Source organism: Saccharomonospora sp. NB11, assembly GCF_015910535.1.
Taxonomy (GTDB): domain Bacteria; phylum Actinomycetota; class Actinomycetes; order Mycobacteriales; family Pseudonocardiaceae; genus Saccharomonospora.
In genome coordinates this window covers 1-21,138 of sequence record NZ_JACBJG010000016.1, presented here as the reverse complement: position 1 = coordinate 21,138, position 21,138 = coordinate 1, and the positions used below count along the sequence as shown (strand labels likewise).

Here is a 21,138-nt window from a genome sequence, read left to right as displayed (position 1 = left end):
GCTCACGCGACCTCGCGGAGCTCCCCGGTCTTCACGTCGTAGACGAAGCCCCGTACGGAGTCGGTGTGGAGCAGGTACGGGTTGCGCCGGACCCGCTCGACGGACTGCCGCACGTTGGCGTCGACGTCGCGGAAGGCCTCCACCGCCCACGGGGGCCGCATGCCGCTGGCTTCCTCCAGCTCGTCCTTGAAGCTGTCCTCGGTGACCTGGTTGAGGCCGCAGTCGGTGTGCTGCACGATCAGCACCTCGCGGGTGCCGAGCTTACGCTGGGACAGCGAGAGCGAACGGATCATGTCGTCGGTGACGACGCCGCCCGCGTTACGCAGCACGTGCGACTCGCCCTGCAGCAACCCGAAGATCTCGAACACGCGGATACGCGCGTCCATGCAGGTCAGTATCGCCACCCGGAGCGAGGGGCGCGGCGACGACCGATCGCCGGGGATCACGTTGCCGAGCGCCCGATTGCGGCGCAGGAGATCGTCGATCGCGGTCATGGCCTCTCAATCCTGCCGGGGACGGACGACGTTGTGCGGCCGGGGCAGCCGGGGCCTCTCAGGGGCCGAACCATTGTTCCTCGGCGGTGCGGGGCGGCGCCGACGTCGTGCCGACCCGGAGTTCGGTGGGCAGCGTGATCACCTTCGCGCCGACTCGGTCGTTCGCGCCGAGCAGCAGCTTCCCGGCGGCGCGGCCCTTCTCCAGCACGGGCTGGTGCACCGTGGTGAGTCCCGCGCGGGACGCCTCGGCGATGCCGTCGAAGCCGGTGATCGTCAGGTCCGCGGGCACGCGGAGTCCTCGTCGACCGGCCTCGGCGAGTGCGCCGAGAGCGAGGATGTCGGACGTGCAGATGAGAGCCGTGACGCGCGGGTGGGCGTCGAGGAGTTGCCGCGCGGCGGTGGCGCCGTCGTCGACGGTGTGGTCGAAGCGCTCGACCACCGGCACGGTGTTCCAGTCGACCCCGGCGGCCTCGAAGGTCTTGGCGAGCGCGGCGAGTCGGGTGCGTTGGACGTGGTAGTGCGCGGTCCGCTGGCGGTCGATCGACGCGAACGAGTCGTTGCGGTCGCGGCCGAGCCGCATGCACAGCACGCCGATCTGACGGTGGCCGAGGCCGACGACGTGTTCGGCCACCTGCACGATGGCGGTCTCGTCGTCGGGGGAGACGCGGTCGATGCCGTCGAGTCGGGGCTGGTCGATCACGACGGTGGGCACGGGACGTGACAGGACGGCCGCGAGGTGGGGGTCGTCGTCGGGGACGGAGTAGACGACGAACCCGTCCACGCCGGCGCGGTGCACGGCGGCGACCTCTTCCCGACCGGGGCTGGCCGGGACGAGGTGGAGTCCCACGCCCGCGTCCTCGCAGGCGAGCGCGAGACCTTCGAGCACGCCCACGGCGGCGGGGTCGCGGAACGCGTACGACAGGTTCTCGGTCAGCAGCAGACCGACGGCGCCCGCCTTGCGGGTGCGAAGCGACCTGGCCACCGGGTCGGGGCCGGGGTAACCGAGTCGGCGTGCCGTCTCCAACACGCGGCGGCGCAACTCCGGAGACAGCTGGTCCGGCCGGTTGTACGCATTGGACACGGTCGTCCTGGACACGCCCAGTTCGGCGGCGAGCGACGCCAAGGTCGCACCTCGCCTGGTTCGCATCGGCCGGTTCATGAACAAACCGTAACGGTTCAGATCCGTAGACAGAAGCCGCAGCCAGCGCGCGTCACATGGTTGCTCTGCGTGTCCGTCGGATTCACCCGATCGGTGGGTGACGGGGTGAACCGTCAGGTACAGTGTTATCGATAATCATTTCCAACAACGTGGATGGGGTTCCCGATGCACCACGCCCGCCGTCGGCGCACGCTGGCCGGCGTCACCGTGTCCGTCCTCCTGGCTGTGACGATGTCCGCCTGCGGGGGAGGCTCGGGCGGCGCCGACGACTCCGACGACGTGGTGCAGGTCGTCGCATCCACCAACGTCTGGGCGAGCGTCGTCTCCGCTGTCGGAGGTGACCACGTGACCGTGACGGCGATCATCGACGACCCCGCCGCCGACCCGCACTCGTTCCAGGCGGGAGCGGCCGACGCGGCCGAGGTGGCGTCGGCCGAGCTGCTCGTGTGGAACGGCGGCGGGTACGACGACTTCTTCCCCCGCCTCGCCGAGAACGCCGACGCACCCGCCGTGGTGGCCGTCGACCAGCTCGACGACGACGCCTCCGGCGCGGACCACTCCGACCACGCGGGACACGATCACGGCAACGAACACGTCTGGTACGACCTGGCGGCCGTCTCCGCCGTCGCCGATCAGGTGGCGGCCGAGCTCGCCGACCTGCTGCCGCAGCAGAAACAGACCTTCGAGGACAACGCCGCCGAGTTCACCGACGCTCTCGACACGTTGCGGGCCGACCTCGCCGACGTCGCCGAGCGCCACGGCGGCGCCACCGTGGCGGCCACGGAACCGATCGCGGCGCACCTGATCACCGAGGCCGGGCTGACCGACGTCACGCCCCACGACTTCGCCGCCGCGGTGGAGAACGAGACCGACGTGCCCGTGGCCGCCCAGCAGCGCATGCTGACGTTGGTGGAAGAAAAGGTCGACGCCGTGGTCCGCAACGCCCAGACCGCCACACCCGCGACGGAGAAGGTCGTCGAGGCGGCACGGCAGGCGGGTACTCCGGTCGTGGAGGTCACCGAGACGCTCCCCGAAGGACAGACGGACTACCTTGCGTGGATGACTGGACAGGTCGAAGCACTCGCGAAGGCACTGGACGCGTGAGCGGTGAACAGGTGGACGTAGCCACGAAGCGGGCCGCCGTCGGCATCCGCGGTGCGGCGCTGCGCTTCGGTGAGCGGACGCTGTGGTCGGGGCTCGACCTCGACGTCGCACCCGGCGAGTTCCTGGCCGTGCTCGGTCCCAACGGCTCCGGGAAGACCAGCTTCCTGCGCGTCCTGCTCGGGCTCCAGGAACTGAGCGCGGGATCGGTGACCGTGGCGGGGCGGCAGCCCGGCCGAGGCAACGAGCGCGTCGGCTACGTGCCGCAACAACGCGCCATGGACGAGGGTTTGACCCTGCGGGGGCGCGACCTCGTGGGACTCGGACTCGACGGCCACCGGTGGGGGCTCGGGCTGCGGGGCCTGCGCCGACGCAGGGAACGGATCGAGAAGGCGATCGACGCCGTCGGCGCGCGCCGCTACGCCGACGCTCCGGTGGGCACGCTCTCGGGCGGGGAGCAACAACGACTCCGGGTCGCCCAGGCGCTCATCGGAGAACCGGAAGTGCTGCTGTGCGACGAACCGCTCGCGTCGCTCGACCTGGCCCACCAGCGGATCGTGGCGGAGCTCATCGACGAGCGCAGGCGGGAGGCGAACACGGCGGTCCTGTTCGTCACCCACGAGATCAACCCGATCCTGCCCTACGTCGACCGCGTGCTCTACCTCGTCGACGGACAGTTCCGGGTCGGCACGCCCGACGAGGTCATGACGTCGTCGACGCTGTCCGAGCTGTACCGCTCGCGCATCGAGGTCGTGCGAGTGGGAGGGCAGATCCACGTGGCGGGTGCGCAGAGCGCGTTGTGCGAGGACGAAGTGCACCATCCCTGAGCGACACCTCGACCTCCCCGGACGACCCGCACCCATCCGCACCGACTCGAAGGCGCTCACATGGACAAGCTGTTCGACTTCGACCTGACTCTGGAGCTGCTCGGCTTCGACTTCGTGCAGACGGCGCTGCTCGCGGCGGCGGTGCTGGGGCTCGTGGCCGGGGCGCTCGGGCCGATCATCGTGATGCGCCGGATGTCGTTCGCCGTGCACGGCACGGCGGAGCTCGCCTTCACGGGCGCCGCGGCGGCCCTGCTGCTCGGCGTCGGTGTCGGGTACGGGGCGCTCGCCGGAGCGGTGCTGGCCGCGCTGCTGCTGGGACTCCTGGGAGGGCGGGAGTCCGACCGCGACTCGGTGATCGGCGTGATCCTGGCCTTCGGGCTGGGCCTCGGCGTGTTGCTGCTGTGGTTCTACCCCGGGCGGGCGTCCAACAAGTTCGGCATCCTCGTCGGCCAGATCGTGGCCATCGAACCGACCGACGTGACGGTGTTGCTGATCGCCGCGGTGGTGGTGCTCGCGGTGCTCGCCGTCGTGTACCGGCCGTTGTTGTTCGCGAGCGTCGACCCCGCGGTGGCGACGGCCCGGGGAGTGCCCGCCGCGTGGCTGGCGCCGTTGTTCGCGGTGCTCATCGGTGCGGCCACCGCGCTCGGTGTGCAGATCGTCGGCGCGTTGCTGGTGGTGGCGTTGATGGTGACTCCGGCGGCCGCGGCCGCGCGGGTGACGGCCAGCCCGTTGCGGGCCACGATCCTCGCGGTGGTGTTCGCGGAACTGGCCGCTCTCGGAGGCATCGTGCTCTCCCTGGCTCCGGGCGCACCGGTCAGCTTCTTCGTCACCGCGATCTCGTTCACGATCTACCTGGCCTGCCGGGTCGTGGAGTACGTCCGCAATCGGGCCGCGGGCGTGAACGGCGAGGCCGTCAGTGCAGCATCACCAGAACCTGCAGCTCCCCGACCACGAAGCCGATGAGCCCGCCGACGGCGACGAGCTTCCACTCGTCCTGTCGGAACGCGGGTCGCAAGAGATTCTCGTACTCGGTCGAGGTCATGCGGAGCATGCGCTGTTCCACGAGGTTCGCCACGTTCATCGCGCGACCGAGATAGCCCTTGGCGTGCTGGAGCGTGTCCGGTAGCCGGTCGATGGCCTTCTGCGCGGCGGAGTCCTTGATCCGGTCGAGCCGTTCCCCTCCGATGGTCGCGTCGACCAGCGGCCGCGCGGCGGCTGCCTGTTCGTCGACCGCCTCGGCGACGAGAGTGCGAACCATCGCCCGAAGCCGGTCGGAGCGCGGCCCGTGCAGGAGCGTGTCGAGCACGTTGTCCACCGTGAGGAGCTCGCCCGCGATCATCTCGCCGTACTGCCGGGCGACCTCGGCGCGTCGTCGTTGGAACATGCCGTGCAGCAGAATCCCGCCCGGCAATCGGATCGGATCGCGCGGAACGAAGATCAATTTGATCGCGAGCCAGTCGGTGAACAACCCGATCGAGGCACCGAAGATCGGCATGACGATCGGGTTCTTCGTCATTGCCCACACGATCGACTGAACGATGCCGAGGAAGAAACCGAAATAAATACCCGATCGGGCGATGAACGCCATTTCCGGTCTGGACGTTTCACGGATCAGTTTCACGAGCAGCCGCTTGTCGCGCGTCAGCCGCTGCACGCTCAACTGCCGGACGTCCAGGATGTCGGCGACGTCGTGGCGCAGCTCGTCCATGACGGTGCGCACCAGTCGGGGCGCGCCCGCCTGGACGTGCTTGACGACCAGGTCCTGCGCCATCGGCGGCAGTCGCTCCCACAGGCGGGGGTGATGTTCTGCCAGGACCTCGCGGGTGATGTCGTCGACGGCCTTCAACAGCGGCTGTTCGATCTCCCTGGCGAGCCGGTCCGCGTTGATCCGGGCGAAGACGTCTGCGACGTCGAGGACGTTCTTCGTGAGCAGATCCGTTGCCGTGGCCGCCATCCGGCCCCCATGACGGGGTACGACACCCTGCCAACCGAGGAAGGTTCCTTTGATGCCGATGAACTCGATCGGGCGAAACATCATTTCGATGGCCACGCGCTTGGTGACGTACCCGATGAGCGCCGCCACGACGGGAATCGCCGCGTACAGAAGCCAGTTACCGGCGAGATCGTCGAAAACAGCTTCCACCGCGACCCCTTTCGTCGGCATGCCTCCGGTTCCACCATTCGGCGCCCGCAGCGGTTGATCCACCGGAAACGACGTCGGAAAGGTTGGAGAGGCAACCCGGACTCATTATGGTGTCCGGATGGTTGAACCGCAGGCATCCCCCACACAGGCGACGACCACCTTGTTCCCGACCGCTTTCCGCGGATACGACCAGGCCCAGGTGGACGAACACATCGCCAAGCTGAACACCGAACTCGCCAACGCGGCGCGTCACCGGGACGAGGCCACGGCGTCGGTCGCCGAACTGACGAAAGCGCTGAGCTACGCGCAGAAGGAACTCAACGACACGAAGAACGCGCTGGCCCGCATGGTGGAGGACCCGGCAGGACCGGCCGCCATGACCGAACGGGTCAAGACCATGATGCAGCTCGCGGAGGAGGAGATCGCGGAGCTGAAGGCGAAGGCCGACAAGGAGGCCGCGGACGTGCGCGCCGCCGCCGACGCCTACGCCGAGAAGACCCGGGCCCGGGCGCAGGCGGAGGCGGAGAAGCTCGCCGCGGACGCCGCTGCCGAACGGGAACGGCTGGACAAGGAGGCCGAGCAGCGGCGCGAAGAGCTCCGCGAAAGCGTCGAGAGCGAACTCGCCGCGCTGCGGGAGAAGACCGAGAAGGAGGCCGCGGAACTCACCCGGACCACCGAGGAGAGGACCCAGGCGATGATCAGCGACGCCGAGGCGAGGCTGGCCGAGGCCAGGACCCTGCGTAAGGAGGCGTACGAGCTGCGTTCCGTGGTGCACGAACGGCTCTCCGCGACCCACTCGGCGTTGCAGACCGCGGTCGAACGGCTGGGGTCGGACCCGAGCCTGGCGGAGATCGAGGCCGAGGACGCCGTCGCTGTCCGGAAGACGAAGTCGAAGTCGAAGGAGAAGCAGCCGGCCTGAGCCGTCCGTAACTCGGTTGCCGTCACCCGAGATCTGGGTGAGAGTGCCGATCATGCGTACCGTGCTCGTCACCGGGGTCAGCAGAAGCAACGGCATCGGGTTCGCCATCGCGCGCCGACTGCTCGCCGACGGACATCGGGTGTTCGTGCAGTCGTGGTCGCCGTACGACGCGACCGAGCCCTGGGGGGCGGACCCACGAGGCATCGACGGAGTGCTCGACGAACTCGCGCGCGGGGAGGGCGACACCCCCTCGTACGCGGACGCGCTCGGGCATCTGGAGGCCGACTTCGCCGACCCGGCCGCCCCTGATCGGGTGATTCGTGCGGCGGTGGCGCGGTTCGGGTCGATCGACACGGTGATCGCCAACCACGCGCGGAGTTCGGTGGCGACCCTCGACGAGGTGAGCGCCACCGAACTCGATCTGACGTGGGCCGTCAACGTGCGGGCCACGTTGCTGTTGGTGCAGGCGTTCGCGCGCCAGTACCGGGACGCCCAGCCCCGGCCGAGATCGGGCCGGGTCGTGTTGTTCACGTCCGGACAGCACTTGGCTCCCATGGCGTCGGAGATCCCGTACGCCACCACGAAAGGCGCGTTGCACCAGCTCACCTGGACTTTGTCGGACGCGCTGATCGACGACGGGATCACCGTCAACACCGTCAATCCGGGCCCGACGGACACGGGGTGGGCCCACGAGGCCCTGACCGCCTCGGTCGCCGACCAACTCCCCCGGGGCCGGTGGAACAGTCCCGACGAGGCGGCGGCGGTGGTGTCGCTGTTGCTGAGCGAGGACGCGGGCACCATCACCGCCAACGTCGTCGACGCCGAGGGCGGTTTCCGCCGCTGGCAGCGGTGACGCCGGTCCCCGGGCGGGGGTGACATCGAGCTGCCGGACCAGCGCCGACGGTGCACTATCGTCGAGTGGACTCCAACGCCGTCCCCCAGACATCGTCGGTCGTCGACTTCCAGGTGTACGGCCTCGACGAGACCTTCCGCGGTGCACGCTGGGTGGATTTCTTCGAGGGGCTGCCCGGTACGCCGCCCTGGGCGTTGTGGCTCGGGCACAGGGAACCCGACTCGGACAACGGCGTGCGTGTCGGCACCCTGCCGAAGGCACGCTACGAGGCGGTCATGTGCCCGAACGGCAAGGACCCGCTCGTGGAGGTCGCCTTCAGCGGCGCGTTCGGCGCCGTCAACGTCACCCTGCCCGACAGCACGGTGACCCGGCCCGACGGCCTCATTCCCGCGCTCGTCGAGCACGCCGAGAAGCAGGCCCGCCGCTACGCGGACTGGCCCATCGTGTGGTGGCGCATCGAGGGCGCCCAGGTCAGGGCCCGGGTCTGGCGTTTCGCGGGCGGTTGGGCGGCGTTCTCGACCGCGCTCGCCGACGCCTACCTCGTGGCCGTCGGCGTCGGTATGGAACCGGCCGATCTGGCGATGGAACCGGTCCGCGACGCCGCCGTCTACCACGCCGACCTCTCGCTGCCGCTGAACTTCGCCGAGCTCGGCAGGCAGAAGAGCAGCCGCCCCGAGGCCTGGCTGCCGCCGCCCCGCCGCGACGCCTTCCACCCCGACCAGCTCGCGTTCGTGCCGGACGAGCCGGAGGCGTGAGGGCGGCCTCGGGGACGTCAGCGGCGTCTACCCAGCCCGGGTAGGCCACCACTGACGGTGTAGACCGAGGTCGACTGGTTTCTGCGCTCCCGTTCCTCCCGGGACGGCGAGCGCGGAACGTGCTTCAGATTCAGGAGAACCGTGTGAATCTCCGTGCGAATGGCGTTGGCCTGCTGTCGCTGCTTCTCGGAATTGGCAAGCCCGGCCACCCGATGTTCCAGCGACGCGATCCTGTCGCGGTGGCGGATGAGGGGATCCGAGCCAGCTCGGGATTGTCTGCGCTTGCGACGGCCCATCCGTTCCTCCGTTTCCGCGCCGCGGGGCGGCGGTCGAGGTGATGTTCGACACTTTGTCGGAACGAAAGCACACAGTGTTACGGGCGGCGGCCGGCCGGGCAGGCGAACCGCTCGGTCGGGTTCCCTTGTCAAGCACCATGCCGTCACTACAGTGAGACGCGCTGGTGGTTCGTCCTCCGCCGAGGCGGTGGGCGAGGCAAGAGGGAACCCGGTGGGAATCCGGGACTGCCCCGCAGCGGTGAGTGGGAACGAACGCCGTGGCCGGTCGCTCGACCGGTTCCAACGCACTGGGCCACACGGCCTGGGAAGCGACGGTCAGTAGGAGCCCCGGGTGGGAGCCGGGTCGTGCCCGCGAGTCCGAAGACCTGCCACCGGTGCGCACACCGCCGGTGTGCGTGACCTCCGGGCGTTCGCGGGCAACCCCGGCGGACGAGTGGTTCGGCGACGTCGCGTCGCCACCCGCTCGCCTGCGAGGCCGCCGTCGCACGTCCGGTGCCGCCGTCGAGCTCGCGAGGAGAGAGCCTTGACCAGCACAATCGGATCGACCGTACTCGGTTATCCCAGGATCGGACCGAACCGGGAACTCAAACGAGCGCTGGAGAACTACTGGGCGTCGCGCATCAGCGAGGCCGAGTTGCGGGACATCGCTCGCGACCTGCGTGCCGACACCTGGCGTTCGTTGCGCCAGGCCGGACTCGACTCGGTACCCGGCAACACGTTCTCCTTCTACGACCACGTACTCGACACGGCGGTGACCTTCGGAGCCGTGCCCCGCCGGTACGCGGACCTGGGACTGAGCCCACTCGACACCTACTTCGCCATGGCGAGGGGCGTGGAGTCGACGCCGCCGCTGGAGCTGACGAAGTGGTTCGACACCAACTACCACTACCTCGTGCCGGAGATCGGGCCGGACACGCGGTTCTTCCTCGCCGACCACGGTGTGCTGGGGCAGGTTCGGGAGGCCGACGAGCTCGGCATTCCCGTCCGGCCCGTGCTGGTGGGTCCGGTGACGTTCCTCCTTTTGTCCAAATCGGATTCCGAAGCGGCTCCCGGATTCCGTCCGCTGGACACAGTGGACGAACTGGTCGACGCCTATGCCGAACTGTTGCGCGAACTCGCCCGTGCCGGTGTGGAATGGGTGCAGCTCGACGAGCCAGCGTTCGCCACCGACCGCACCGAAGCCGAACTCGCGGCACTCCGCGAGGCGTACCGCTCGCTCGGCTCGCTGGCCGAGCGTCCGAAGCTCTTCGTTGCCGGCTACTTCGGTGACCTCGGGGAGGCACTGGAGATCCTGTCGGACGCCCCCGTCGAGGCCGTGGGAGTCGACTTCGTGGCCGGTGACCCGGGCCTGGACTCACTGGCCGCGTTGCCGGGCCTGCGGGACAAGACGCTGGTGGCCGGACTGGTCGACGGCCGCAACGTCTGGCGCACCGATCTCGACCGTGCCCTCACCACGGCGGCCACACTGCTCGGCCTGGCGGGCGAGGTCGCCGTCAGCACGTCGTGTTCGCTGCTGCACGTGCCCTACGACGTCGAAGCGGAGCCGAACCTCGACCCGCAGGTGGCCTCGTGGCTGGCGTTCGCGCGGCAGAAGGTGCACGAGGTCGTCGTCCTCGGCAGGGCACTGCGCGAGGGGCGCGACGCGGTGGCCGAGGAACTCGCCGCGGCTCGGCGAGTGGTCACCGACCGGGTGAACGCCGAACGGGTGCGAGACGAGCAGGTCAGGCGTCGCCTGGCGGGGCTGCGGCCTCAGGACACCCGCCGGACCGACTACGACGTCCGCCGGGAGGCTCAGCAGGAGGCGCTGCGGCTGCCACCGTTGCCGACGACCACCATCGGATCGTTCCCGCAGACCGCCGATGTGCGCAGGAGCAGGGCCGCCCTGCGCCGAGGCGGTATCGACCACGCCACCTACACCAGCCGGATGCGCGCGGAGATCGAGCGGGTGGTGCGGTTGCAGGAGGAGCTGGGGCTCGACGTCCTCGTGCACGGCGAGCCCGAACGCAACGACATGGTGCAGTACTTCGCCGAGCACCTCGCCGGTTTCGCGGACACCGAGCACGGCTGGGTCCAGTCGTACGGGTCGCGCTGTGTGCGCCCGCCCATCCTGTTCGGCGACGTGTCCCGGCCTGAACCCATCACCGTCGAGTGGGCCGCGTACGCGGCGAGCCTCACGGACCGGCCGGTGAAGGGCATGCTGACCGGACCGGTGACGATCCTGGCGTGGTCGTTCGTGCGTGACGACCAGCCGCTCGCGGACACGGCGAAGCAGGTGGCCCTGGCCATCCGCGACGAGATCGCCGACCTGGAGGCCGCGGGACTCGGCGTGATCCAGGTGGACGAACCAGCGCTGCGGGAGCTGTTGCCGTTGCGGGCCCACCGGCACAAGGAGTACCTGGACTGGGCCGTGGAGGCGTTTCGGCTGGCCACGTCGGGTGCACGAGTGAGCACGCAGGTGCACACGCACCTGTGCTACTCGGAGTTCGGCGACGTCATCGACGCGATCGCCGCGCTCGACGCCGACGTTACCAGCATCGAGGCCGCGCGGTCGCGGATGGAGGTGCTGGGCGATTTGGGGGCCGCCGGATTCGCGCGCGGAGTCGGGCCCGGCGTGTACGACATCCACTCCCCGCGGGTGCCGGAGGTGGCCGAGATCGTCGAACTCCTGCGGGCCGCACTGGCGTCGGTGCCGTCCCCACGGCTGTGGGTGAACCCGGACTGCGGGCTGAAGACCCGAGGCTACGCCGAGGTGGAGCCCGCGTTGCGCAACCTGGTCGCCGCGGCCACCGAGGTGCGGCGCACGCTGGGATAGCAGGGGCTCCCGCGCCGCCACGAGCTCGGACGGTGGCGGCGCGGGAACCGTCACCGGTGGCCTTCACAGGTCGCCGAGGGCCGCACACCCGGGTTCTCGCCACCGCGGTCGACACTGCGGGCGGGTCCCGCGCGTGTGAGGCTTGAGAAGGCAACGGCCCCTCCGACGAGCGCGAGGTGCCCCATGAGTGACCCGGTGGCACAGGTGCGGCAACACAGCGATCAGCGGCGCGCGGAGATCGTCGACGTGCTGGTGAACGCCTTCGACGAGCTGATGCGGGCCGACCCGGCGGCGTTCCGCAAGAAGTTCCGCAAGATGGCGGCCGACCCTTACAGCTTCTACCGGGGCGCGGCCTGCGTCTTCTACCACGACATGGCCGCCGTCGACGACCCGTGGGCGGACGAGCGCACCGGCCGGGTGTGGATCCAGGGTGACCTGCACGCCGAGAACTTCGGCACGTACATGGACTCCTCGGGCGTGCTCGTGTTCGACGTCAACGACTTCGACGAGGCATACCTCGGCAGTTTCACGTGGGACCTGCGCAGGCTCGTGGCGAGCGTGGCACTGCTGGCGTGGAACAAGGCCGTCTCCGACAACGGTATCCGGCGGCTCGCCGAGATGTACCTGCGCGCCTATCTCTCCCAGGTGCGACACTTCGCCGAGCACCCGGGTGACCAGAAGTACCGGCTGCAGCTCGACACCACCGACGGAATCGTGCACGAGGTACTCCTGGACGCCCGCATGAAGACGCGCGTGGAGTTGCTGGAGCACCTCACGGTGGTGGACGGTCACGACCGGCGCTTCCGGCGCGGAGCCGGGGTGCGAGAGCTGGACGAGGCCGAACACGCCGCCGCCACGCGCGCCTTCGGCCAGTACCTACGCACGATCCCCGAGAACAAGCGCTTCGGAAGCCTGACGTACGAGGTGAAGGACATCGTCGGGCGGCAGGGCTTCGGTATCGGCTCGGCCGGGCTGCCCGCGTACAACGTTCTGGTGGAGGGCCGTACCCAGGCGTTGGAGAACGACGTCGTGCTGTCGATGAAGCAGGGCAACGTGGCCGCGCCCAGCCGTATCGTGCCCGACGAGCGCATCCACCGGTACTTCCGGCACCACGGGCACCGCACCGCCGTGTCACAACGCGCGTTGCAGGCGCACGCCGATCCGTGGCTCGGCCACACGGAGATCGGCGGTACCGGATTCGTGGTGTCGGAGCTGTCGCCCTACGTCCAGGACCTCGACTGGTCGGACCTCACCGAGCCCTCCGACATGGCTTCCGTGCTCGACTACCTCGGCCGCGCGACGGCGAAGATGCATTGCGTGGCCGATGCCGACTCGAAGCAGACGCTCGTGACGTTTCAGGTGGAGCAGGCCATCGCCGAGGCGGTGGGACGAGACGACACGGAGTTCGTGCGGTCGCTGACCGAGTTCGGCATGCGCTACGCCGTGCAGACGCGCGAGGACCACCGGCTTTTCGTCAACGCCTTCCGTGGCGGCGAGATCCCGGGAGTGCAGTCGTCGGTGGCCTGGTGAGGGTCACTGCTTAGTCCACTCACCGCAGCGGTTCGTCTGGAAGTCTTGGCCTTCCGACAAGGTCACCGAGGGGTTGCCGCCACCCGGGAGGCCGTTGTTGATCACTCCCTCGAACCCGGTGACACCGGTCTGGCGGATCTCCCAGTAGCACATCGAGCTCACGTCTGTGGCGCGGTAGGTGCCGGGCTCGATGTCCACCCCGACGGTCCAGACCCCTTCGCCGATGGTGTTGGCAGCGACTTCCTGCTCCTCCTTTTGAAGGGCCGCCTCCCGGGCGTCGAGTTCGGTGCTGCGCTCGTCGAGTTCGATGTTGCGCTCGTCGAGTTCGGCCTCCCGCTGTTGGAGGGCCTCCCGCTGCTCCCCGGGGATCTCTCCGGGAACTTCGACCTGCTCGGTGACGACCTTGGTCGCCTTGCTGTCACCGACGGCGCCGACGGCGAGGCCGAGCAGGAACGCGGCGGCGCACCCGGTGAGCCAGGGCCAGCGCCTCGGCTTCGAGCGGGCCGGAGCCGAGACAGGGCCCGGGGTGGGTAGTGGTGTGAAGGCCTTGGACATGGGGTTTCCCTTCGAACGAGCGTGCGCGTGTTCGTCGGGTCCGTTCCCTCGTCCGTTGCGGCCACGTCGTGGTTGTTGCCTAGTTGTGACGGACTTTTCAGTTTTCCCGGAGACCGGCGAGGAGATCACGCACGTACGGCACGGTGGGATGCCGTTCGCCGTGGTGGAGCACAAGGTCGTCCAGCAGCCGTCGTAGTGTCGAGCCGGCTTCGCCATGACGTCCAGCGGCCAACTGCCACAGGCCGATCTGTCGACGTAGATCGAGAGTACGGGGATCGGCGCCACCGTACACACGGTCGAGGTCTTCGAGCAGGTCGATGGCCACAGTCACCGCATCCTCGGTCTTGCCCAGTCTGGCCTGGCATTCCGCGTACTGGGCGCGGCACCGGAACGCCAGCTCACTGTCGCGGCCGTCCCGTTCGACGAGGTACGCGACCAACTTCTCGTACGCCGGGGCGGCGGCATGATAGTCACCTCCCTCGAACAACACATTCGCGAGTTCGAGTCGCACCGTCAGCACTTCGTCGTCGGCTTCGCCGAAGGTCTCGGCCGCGCTTTCGGCCACGGCCGCGAGTACTTCGGCAGCCTCCCGGTAGCGGGTCTGCGTGGCGAGCTCGCCGGCGTCCGCTCGGGCCTCTTCGAGTTCGTCCCGAGTGATCGGCCCGCGAAATGGCGTCGGACCGGATTCACCGGGACCAGGCCTTTCGTCCTGCTCGGTGCGTCGACTGTCCGCCGCGTCCTCGGTGGGCGTCTCAGGTACACCGACCGACCCGGCGAAGGCGTGACCGACCACAGTGGCGTACATCCGCACCGGGCTCCGCACGTTCGGCGGTGTGAGTACGCCCGGGATCGGGCCGACTTCGACAGCGAACGGCAACAGCCGCTCGTACACCTCCTGCGCCGACCCGGGTCGGTCCTCCGGCTTCTTCTCCACGAGCTCACCGACCAGCGCGTCCAGCTCGGGGGGAACTTCCGGGCGCAACGACCTCACAGGTTCCGGACGCTCACCCACCTGCTTGTTCATGACTGTGTAGGACGTCTGTCCGGTGAACACCGGTTGTCCGGTGAGCATCTCGTAGACAGTGCAGCCGAGGGCGTAGAGGTCCGTGCGGGGTTCACTCATGGCTGCGAGAACCTGTTCGGGCGCCATGTAGGCGGGGGTGCCGACATTTTGGCCCGTGCGGGTGATACGTGACATGCCGGCGAGGTCGAGTGCGACGGCGAGTCCGAAGTCGAGCACCTTGACGGTGCCGTCGGGCTCGAGCATGAGGTTGCTCGGCTTCAGATCACGGTGGACGAGTGACTCGCGGTGCGCCGCGGTGAGTACGGCGCAGGTCTGCGCCGCGATGGTGGCCGCCCAGTCGATGGACAGTCGACCCTCCTGCGCGAGGAGGTCGCTGACGCTGATTCCGTGCACGCGCTCCATCACCAGGTAGGGCTTACCGTCATCGGTGCCCACGTCGAAGATCGCCGGAACGCCCGGGTGGCGGATGCGCGCGGTGATGCGGGATTCCCGCACGAACCGGCGCACGATCTCGTTCTCGGGAACCCCGTCTGTGAACCGCACGAACTTCACGGCGACCTCGCGGTCGAGTCTCGTGTCGTGGCCTACCCAGACGTCACCCATCCCGCCCCGGGCGAGCGGCTGGAGTTCGTAGCGGCCGTGCCCGATTGTGCGCTGCCTCACCTGTCTCCTTCACGTCTCGGTGTGTTCCACCACCGCGCGTATGGTGCCAGGACGTCCGCGAGCGGTTGTGGCGCAACGGCGTCGAGACGGCGCCGGAGTAGCGTGGCGTCGCCACCGCTGAGCGCGACGAGTGGGCGTCGCAGCCGGATACTCCACGCCTGGCCCGTCCCGGCGAAGACGTCGAGTCCGTCGACGAGCGTCCCCAGCTCGACCCCGTGCCCCCAGGGAGCCGCTGTGGAGAACGTGACGTCGCAGCCGACCGGAAAGGTTCGACCACCAACCCGTACCGGCTCCTCCAAAGGTGTCACCGCGCTTGTCGCCGTCCCGGCGGCGATGACACGGCCCCGGTCCCGCGTGGGGTTCTTGAAACACCCTGGTCGTGTAGAGGAAGAGCGTGTCACCCGGCGAGAGTGCGCGTACTTCCGACCGTCGCAGGTCGGGAAACGCACTGGCAGATCCTCTCGCCCGTGCGCGGACGCGAACACGGGACCGTGCAGCTCAACCGCCACCTCAAGCTCACCCACCGGGGTGGCGAGCTGCGTTCCGGGCGCTGCACCAGCAGCGTCCACCCCGGGCGGTCTCGAAGTTCTGCGTCCGGTACCCGATCTTCGGCGCGAATCCCGCGAACTGGCACACCTCCATCGCGTGGTGGGAGCTCGGCGGCGCGTCGAGCCGCACCATGGGCTCGTCGGCGAGGTCGGACAGGCGCAGCGGTCCGTCGACCGACGCGAGCGGATGCTCGGGTGCCAGCGACACGGCAGGGGCACGGGAGGACAGGCGCACCGTCTGCTGCCCGGCGGCAGGTCGAGCGCGTCAACTGCACCCTCAACGCCTTCTCGAGATCGGTGAGCGCCCCCGCCAGCGCCGACGGCGACAGGTGAACGCGCTCCGCCGCGGCGTTGATCGTGCCGGTCTCCGCGACCGCGACGAACGCCGCGAGCTGACGAAGGGTGTAGCCAGGCACAGGGTCGATGCGCGACATACCCCAGACGGTAATCGCACCTACCCGCACGGGGTGTGGGCCGAGTCCGGTCAGCTCGGGTCCTCGCGGGCGCGGTGGCCGGCGACGGTGCCGAGAGTGCGGAGGTGTACGGCGAGGGCGGTGATGATCAGCACGAGGGTCATCGGCCAGTGCGCTTCGGCTTCGGTGTAGCCCGACGTCGGTAGGTAGGGCGTCAGGTCGGGCTGGACGTTGTGCAGTGCCCCGCAGAGGAGCCAGAGCAGCAGCGTCGTCAGTCCGGACCACAGCGGGCCGAGAAACGGTGTCGCCAGCCAGAGGGTCGCCGAGAGCGCGAGGATGTCGGCCAGGACCCAGTCCCAGGGTGTGCCGTCGGGTAGTTGCGGCACGACGGCCAGAACGCAGGCGGCCGGAAGCGCGACCCCGGTGGCGGCGACCACGGCGGCGACGGCGCGTGCGCGGTGGGTGTGGGCGACGCGGTCCCATTCCCAGAGACGGGGGCGGGTGATGATGGCCAGCGTCGTGGCGGCGAGGATGGCGCAGAGTTCGGCCAGCGGCAGTTTCTCCGGGCGTGCGGGTGCGAGCTCGATGCGAAGGACGTGGGTGCCGATGAGGGCACTGAGCCCGGCGGCGCACAGCAGCGCCGCCAGGGCCCAGTGAGCGGACCGGCTGGCGAGGATGATCCGGATCATGTGTGCGGCACGTCCTGTTCGCCGAGGGAGCAGGTGGCCAGCTGGTCGTTGTGCCTGTCGATCCAGGCGTGAACCTGGTGCGGTCGCAGTCCGCTCAGGAGGCCGGTGAGTGCGCCGGTGTCGAGGTAGTCGTAGAGGTTGGCCTGCAACTGCTCCACCTGCGGCGGAGGGGGTGTCGCGCAGAGGCCGACACCGGAAAGCGTCATCAGGATGCCCGAGGACATCGTGTCGACCGAGCCGTCGGGGTCCAATCTGGTGACGACCACACCGTCGACGGGCAGGCCGCTCATCGGCTGGTGCAGCAGCAGCGTGTGGTCCCAGATCGCGTCGAACTGGCTCGGTGTCGTGCCGTAGCGGGCCAGAACGGGCTCGAACGCCTCGATCATGCCGTCCAGCCGAGGCGCGTTGTTCTCGTGTACGCAGAACTCCAGCCCCTGGGCGGTCGTGCAGGTGCGTTCGTCGGCGCTGGCTTCGATCTCGAACAGGTCCGGCGTGGTGACGACGGCCGTGCTCACGAGGACCACCGGGGCGAGGGCGTAGACGGCCACGTCACGCGCCTGCATCAGTGGTGAGCGGTACCGACCGGTGGCCCGACGTCGCAGCACGGTGGCCGCCAGCGTGGTCGAGGCGGCAGCCACGGTGAGGAAGAGGGCCAGTCGGAAGACGACCAGCGACGTCGATTCGGTCAGCCCGAGGACCGGGTCGACGTAGAGCTGCGGCACGATCGCACCGAAGGTGTCGGTGCCGTAGGCGGCGAAGGCGTCCAAGCAGTACAGCGCCACAGCGAGGATCGGGACGGCCGCCAACGAGCGCACGAGTGTGCCGACGACGTAGCCCAACGCCGTGACCGCTGCCATGGCGAGCACACCCGATGCCATGACCAGAGGCTCGGGCTCTCCGATCCCTCCCTTGACGGCTGTCGTCACCGTCAAGGGCAGCAACGCGAGGACGTAGGCGCCGACGAACCAGGCGGTCAACAGACCCAGGTGCCGAACCACGACGCCACTGCCCACCCGCGGCGCGGCGAACTGGGACCAGATCCTGTCGGCTCCGTTCAACCGCACCGCCCACAGCGCCGCCATGGCACCGGCGATGGGACCGGCGAAGGTGAACTGCTGATGCCAGTGCGCCGACGTCTGCACCCACACCGGATACGGCCACGACCACATCGGGTGAGTCCGCACCAGGACCACCACGAAGATCAGCACAGCGGGGAGCAGCACGAACAGACCGTTGAGCGGCCAGAACCACGAACGGCGACCGTTCACTGCACGCCACCACCCAGCTCGTCCATCAGCGTGCGATATCCGCGCTCCAGCGCGGATTCCAGGCCACCGCTCTCCTGGGCGTGCATCTTGTGCTTGATCTCGGACACCGTGCCGTCGAAGGCGATCCGACCTCCGGTCAACAGCCCCACGCGGTCGCACAGGTGATGCACGTCCTCGAGCACGTGGGTCGAGAGCAGCACCGTCCGCGAGCGGCCCAGCGACGCCACGACCTCACGCACCCGGACCCGTTGCGCCGGGTCGAGCCCCACGGTGGGCTCGTCCAACACCAGGACGTCCGGAGCGTGCGCAAGACCTGCCGCGATCCCCAGCCGCTGCCGCTGACCACCCGACAACGACCGCACCCGGTCGCGCGCACGGTCCGCGAGATCGACAGCCTCCAACGCCCGCACAGCGGCGTCGTGGCTGTCCCGGCGAGCGAGGCCGTTGACCCAGGCCGCATAACTCACCGTGTCCATCACCCGCATCTCCGGTGGTGTGGAGAACCGCTGCGGCACGAAACCGAACCGCGGCGCTGCGGACGCCCCACTGAAGTCGACCGTCCCGGAATCCGGGCGGCGCAATCCAGCCAGCACCGACAACAGCGTCGTCTTCCCGGCCCCGTTCTCCCCCAGAAGCCCGGTGATCCCGGGCTGAATCGTCCACTCCAGATCGCGAAGCACGTGCTTGCGGCCGTAGCGGATGTTGATCCCCTCAAGTTCGATGGTGTTCACGTTCCCCCGTCAACCTTCACGATGTCTGCCGAAACACGGCGGTGGGGTGACGCGCACGCACCGGCCACCCCACCGCGGTCACTCAGCGTCTCTCAGCACCGCCATGGATGCCCGGACTCGTCGGATGCACCGAGCGGTGTCGCTGCGCCCTCCGTGTAATAACGGGCACCAGGACCGCACGCTCCTCGGGCGTCGACCCAGCCGTTCGTCACGTAGGTGTCGTAATTCGAGGCGTGTGTCGCGTCCGGCCAGTTGTTGATGTCCCGCTTGACGTACGACCACAGATACGTGGTCGTGTTCGAACACCCACCGCGCCCAGTGCGACCGGTGAGCGTCGTGCCTGACTGCGTCGGCTGATAAGCCTTGACCCCGCACGCCATGGCCGACATGTCACCGTCGGATGACGGGTTGGCCGCGAAGGCCGGCACCGACAGTGCCCCCACACCTGTCGTCATCGCCCCAGCGATCAGTGCGGCACCGACGTACTTGCGCAATCTCATGTGCACTCTCCCCTCGTGAATGACGACATCACGCTAGGGACGCTGCGCACGCAGAGTGAGAGGATTTCGTTTCCTTCACCCGGAAGAGTCAACGGTGTCGCAACTGGGCTACCTGCTCCGTCAGAACTGGTAGTACAGGAACGGGCTGAAGGTGCCCGTGGCGACGAGGATGGCGGCGTAGAGCGCGCCCACCGTCATCACCGTGACCCGCAGCGCGGCGGCGGGCTTGGTGCGAGCCGACTCCAGGAGCGGGCCCGTCACGGGGGAGGCGGGCAGGAAGAACACCACCAGCGCGAGCAGGAGCAGGACGAGGCGTTGGTTGGTGAACGCCGCCCCCACGACCTCGGTCAGGCCGGTGAAGTCCGGCAGCAGCATGTTGCCGATCATCGTGAACGCGTAGCCGAGGTCGGGTGCCCGGAAGAACACCCAGCCGACGATCACCAGCAGCAACGTGAGCACGCGTCGGCCGAGTCGAGCGCCGGGGGAGTGCGGTGTGCGGTCGCGCCCGGTCGCGCGTTCGATCACGAGCAGCACGCCGTGGTAGACGCCCCACACCACGTACGTCCATGCGGCGCCGTGCCAGAAACCGGTCAGCAGGAAGACGATCCACAGGTTGCGGTAGGTCTTCGCCGCACCGCCCCGGTTGCCGCCGAGCGGGATGTAGACGTAGTCGCGGAACCACCGCGACAGCGACATGTGCCAGCGCCGCCAGAACTCCGTCACGGTCACCGACGAGTACGGGCGGGCGAAGTTCTCCGGCAGTCGGAAACCCAGCATGCGGCCGAGCCCGATGGCCATGTCCGAGTAACCCGAGAAGTCGAAGTAGAGCTGCAACGTGTAGGCGATCGCGCCGAGCCACGCGATCGCGAACGTCATGTCCTCGGACGGCGTGGAGAAGCAGGCGTCCACCAGCGGCGCGAGCGAGTCGGCGATGACCGCCTTCTTGCACAGCCCGAGCGCGAACCGGGGGAAGCCCGCCGCGATGTCGTCCAGGCGGTGCGACCGCTCCTGCGGGAGCTGGTCGGCGATCTCGTGGTATCGCACGATGGGGCCCGCCGCGAGCTGCGGGAACATGGAGATGTAGGTGCCGAACGACACCGGGTTGCGCAGCGCGGGCCGTTCACCGCGGTAGATGTCCACCACGTACGAGATGTGGTGGAAGGTGAAGAACGAGATACCGATGGGCAGCGCGAGTTCGGCGACGGGGAAGTCCCCGCCGAAGAGTTGTGCGAACCACGCGATCTGCTCCGTCGCGAACCCGGCGTACTTCCAGACCAGCAGGATCGACAGGTCGAAGGCGATGACGCAGATGAGCAGCGTGCGCCGTCGGGAATGCAGGCGTGGGGGACTCCACGGGTTCGGTTCCAGCGCTGGGCCCGCCGCGTAGTTCACCACCATGCACGCCAGGAGCAGGAGCGTGAACGCGCCGGCACCCGTGGCGTAGAAGATCAGGCTGCCGACCGCGACGATGCCGTTGCGCCAGCTCCGCGGTAGCACCAGCACCGCGATGAGCACCGCGGGCATGAAGTACCACAGGAACAGTGGCGAGACGAACGACATTCAACGGCCCCCTGGTCACGATCGCGCAGGGTGACTCTAACGGAGGCCGTCCCCCGTCGAGGCGAACATGGCGCACCCCGATCGAGACCCTGCCCGCCCGGAACCGAGGACACGAGTACGAGAACCGAGGACACGAGTACGAGAACCGAGGACACGAGTACGAGAACCGAGGACACGAGTACGAGAACCGAGGACACGCCGGCAACGGCGCCGTTCGTCGGCGTGTCCTCGGGTTGTGCACTCGTGTCCGCGGGTTGTGCACGGGTGTTCGCAGTTCCGGGACGGGACGGGGCGGGAC

At 68.9% G+C, this 21,138-nt stretch carries 19 protein-coding genes, 1 pseudogene and 1 riboswitch; of the genes and pseudogenes, 8 read left to right on the top strand and 12 right to left on the bottom strand.

Annotated features, from left to right (window positions below):
- Positions 1 to 2 precede the first annotated feature (2 nt).
- Together JAV51_RS19565 and JAV51_RS19560 are read right to left on the bottom strand one after the other, a co-directional pair.
- Entirely contained in the window at positions 3 to 494 is a 492-nt protein-coding gene (locus JAV51_RS19565; RefSeq protein WP_197322213.1) for a carbonic anhydrase, read from the bottom strand.
- Positions 495 to 552: 58 nt separating this feature from the next.
- Positions 553 to 1,653 (bottom strand): LacI family DNA-binding transcriptional regulator, encoded by a 1,101-nt coding sequence (locus JAV51_RS19560; RefSeq protein ID WP_197322212.1) that lies wholly within the window; start codon positions 1,651 to 1,653, stop codon positions 553 to 555.
- A gap of 165 nt (positions 1,654 to 1,818) precedes the next feature.
- On the opposite strand from JAV51_RS19560, the gene JAV51_RS19555 reads away from it, so the two are divergent.
- The 3 genes from JAV51_RS19555 to JAV51_RS19545 are packed head-to-tail and all read left to right on the top strand — an operon-like array spanning position 1,819 to position 4,544.
- Positions 1,819 to 2,757 carry a metal ABC transporter solute-binding protein, Zn/Mn family gene (locus JAV51_RS19555; RefSeq protein ID WP_197322211.1) on the top strand — a complete coding sequence of 313 codons (939 nt, stop codon included), beginning with the start codon at positions 1,819 to 1,821 and terminating at the stop codon, positions 2,755 to 2,757.
- An 11-nt stretch (positions 2,758 to 2,768) separates the two neighbouring features.
- Positions 2,769 to 3,581 carry a metal ABC transporter ATP-binding protein gene (locus JAV51_RS19550; RefSeq protein WP_307845947.1) on the top strand — a complete coding sequence of 271 codons (813 nt, stop codon included), beginning with the start codon at positions 2,769 to 2,771 and terminating at the stop codon, positions 3,579 to 3,581.
- A 60-nt stretch (positions 3,582 to 3,641) separates the two neighbouring features.
- Positions 3,642 to 4,544, top strand: coding sequence for a metal ABC transporter permease (locus tag JAV51_RS19545; protein WP_197322209.1), 903 nt, complete (start codon positions 3,642 to 3,644; stop codon positions 4,542 to 4,544).
- Here JAV51_RS19545 and JAV51_RS19540 read toward each other — a convergent pair.
- Positions 4,495 to 5,724, bottom strand: a complete 1,230-nt coding sequence (locus JAV51_RS19540) for a DUF445 domain-containing protein (protein ID WP_197322208.1) — start codon at positions 5,722 to 5,724, stop codon at positions 4,495 to 4,497. The genes JAV51_RS19545 and JAV51_RS19540 overlap by 50 nt on opposite strands.
- A gap of 118 nt (positions 5,725 to 5,842) precedes the next feature.
- Here JAV51_RS19540 and JAV51_RS19535 point away from each other — a divergent pair, with 118 nt between their 5' ends.
- From JAV51_RS19535 to JAV51_RS19515, 5 genes are all read left to right on the top strand, one after another.
- Entirely contained in the window at positions 5,843 to 6,643 is an 801-nt protein-coding gene (locus JAV51_RS19535) for a DivIVA domain-containing protein (RefSeq protein WP_197322207.1), read from the top strand.
- 52 nt (positions 6,644 to 6,695) lie between these two features.
- Entirely contained in the window at positions 6,696 to 7,496 is an 801-nt protein-coding gene (locus JAV51_RS19530; RefSeq protein ID WP_197322206.1) for an SDR family oxidoreductase, read from the top strand.
- A 65-nt stretch (positions 7,497 to 7,561) separates the two neighbouring features.
- Entirely contained in the window at positions 7,562 to 8,251 is a 690-nt protein-coding gene (locus JAV51_RS19525) for a hypothetical protein (protein ID WP_197322205.1), read from the top strand.
- Between the two features lie 444 nt (positions 8,252 to 8,695).
- A riboswitch (cobalamin riboswitch) is annotated at positions 8,696 to 8,935 on the top strand.
- A gap of 135 nt (positions 8,936 to 9,070) precedes the next feature.
- Positions 9,071 to 11,359: a 5-methyltetrahydropteroyltriglutamate--homocysteine S-methyltransferase gene (gene metE, locus JAV51_RS19520; RefSeq protein WP_197322204.1), complete on the top strand. Its 2,289-nt coding sequence runs from the start codon at positions 9,071 to 9,073 to the stop codon at positions 11,357 to 11,359.
- Positions 11,360 to 11,542: 183 nt separating this feature from the next.
- Positions 11,543 to 12,889 (top strand): DUF2252 domain-containing protein, encoded by a 1,347-nt coding sequence (locus tag JAV51_RS19515; protein WP_005441620.1) that lies wholly within the window; start codon positions 11,543 to 11,545, stop codon positions 12,887 to 12,889.
- Between the two features lie 3 nt (positions 12,890 to 12,892).
- Here JAV51_RS19515 and JAV51_RS19510 read toward each other — a convergent pair whose 3' ends face one another.
- From JAV51_RS19510 to JAV51_RS19475, 9 genes and pseudogenes are all read right to left on the bottom strand, one after another.
- Positions 12,893 to 13,444 (bottom strand): DUF4200 domain-containing protein, encoded by a 552-nt coding sequence (locus JAV51_RS19510; RefSeq protein WP_197322203.1) that lies wholly within the window; start codon positions 13,442 to 13,444, stop codon positions 12,893 to 12,895.
- Between the two features lie 97 nt (positions 13,445 to 13,541).
- A complete protein-coding gene (locus JAV51_RS19505) occupies positions 13,542 to 15,131 on the bottom strand; it encodes a serine/threonine-protein kinase (protein WP_197322202.1) in 1,590 nt (529 codons plus the stop codon).
- A gap of 516 nt (positions 15,132 to 15,647) precedes the next feature.
- Positions 15,648 to 15,914, bottom strand: coding sequence for a LysR substrate-binding domain-containing protein (locus JAV51_RS20350; RefSeq protein WP_307845946.1), 267 nt, complete (start codon positions 15,912 to 15,914; stop codon positions 15,648 to 15,650).
- A 22-nt stretch (positions 15,915 to 15,936) separates the two neighbouring features.
- Positions 15,937 to 16,113: pseudogene (locus JAV51_RS20565) on the bottom strand (LysR family transcriptional regulator); the annotation flags it as partial.
- A gap of 50 nt (positions 16,114 to 16,163) precedes the next feature.
- Positions 16,164 to 16,781, bottom strand: coding sequence for a hypothetical protein (locus JAV51_RS19495; RefSeq protein ID WP_197322201.1), 618 nt, complete (start codon positions 16,779 to 16,781; stop codon positions 16,164 to 16,166).
- Positions 16,778 to 18,049: a hypothetical protein gene (locus JAV51_RS19490; protein WP_197322200.1), complete on the bottom strand. Its 1,272-nt coding sequence runs from the start codon at positions 18,047 to 18,049 to the stop codon at positions 16,778 to 16,780. Before JAV51_RS19490 ends, JAV51_RS19495 begins: the two co-directional genes overlap by 4 nt.
- A complete protein-coding gene (locus JAV51_RS19485; RefSeq protein ID WP_307845945.1) occupies positions 18,046 to 18,780 on the bottom strand; it encodes an ATP-binding cassette domain-containing protein in 735 nt (244 codons plus the stop codon). Before JAV51_RS19485 ends, JAV51_RS19490 begins: the two co-directional genes overlap by 4 nt.
- A gap of 92 nt (positions 18,781 to 18,872) precedes the next feature.
- Positions 18,873 to 19,280: a hypothetical protein gene (locus JAV51_RS19480; RefSeq protein ID WP_197322199.1), complete on the bottom strand. Its 408-nt coding sequence runs from the start codon at positions 19,278 to 19,280 to the stop codon at positions 18,873 to 18,875.
- Positions 19,281 to 19,400: 120 nt separating this feature from the next.
- Positions 19,401 to 20,840, bottom strand: coding sequence for an MBOAT family protein (locus JAV51_RS19475; protein ID WP_197322198.1), 1,440 nt, complete (start codon positions 20,838 to 20,840; stop codon positions 19,401 to 19,403).
- Positions 20,841 to 21,138: the final 298 nt, after the last annotated feature.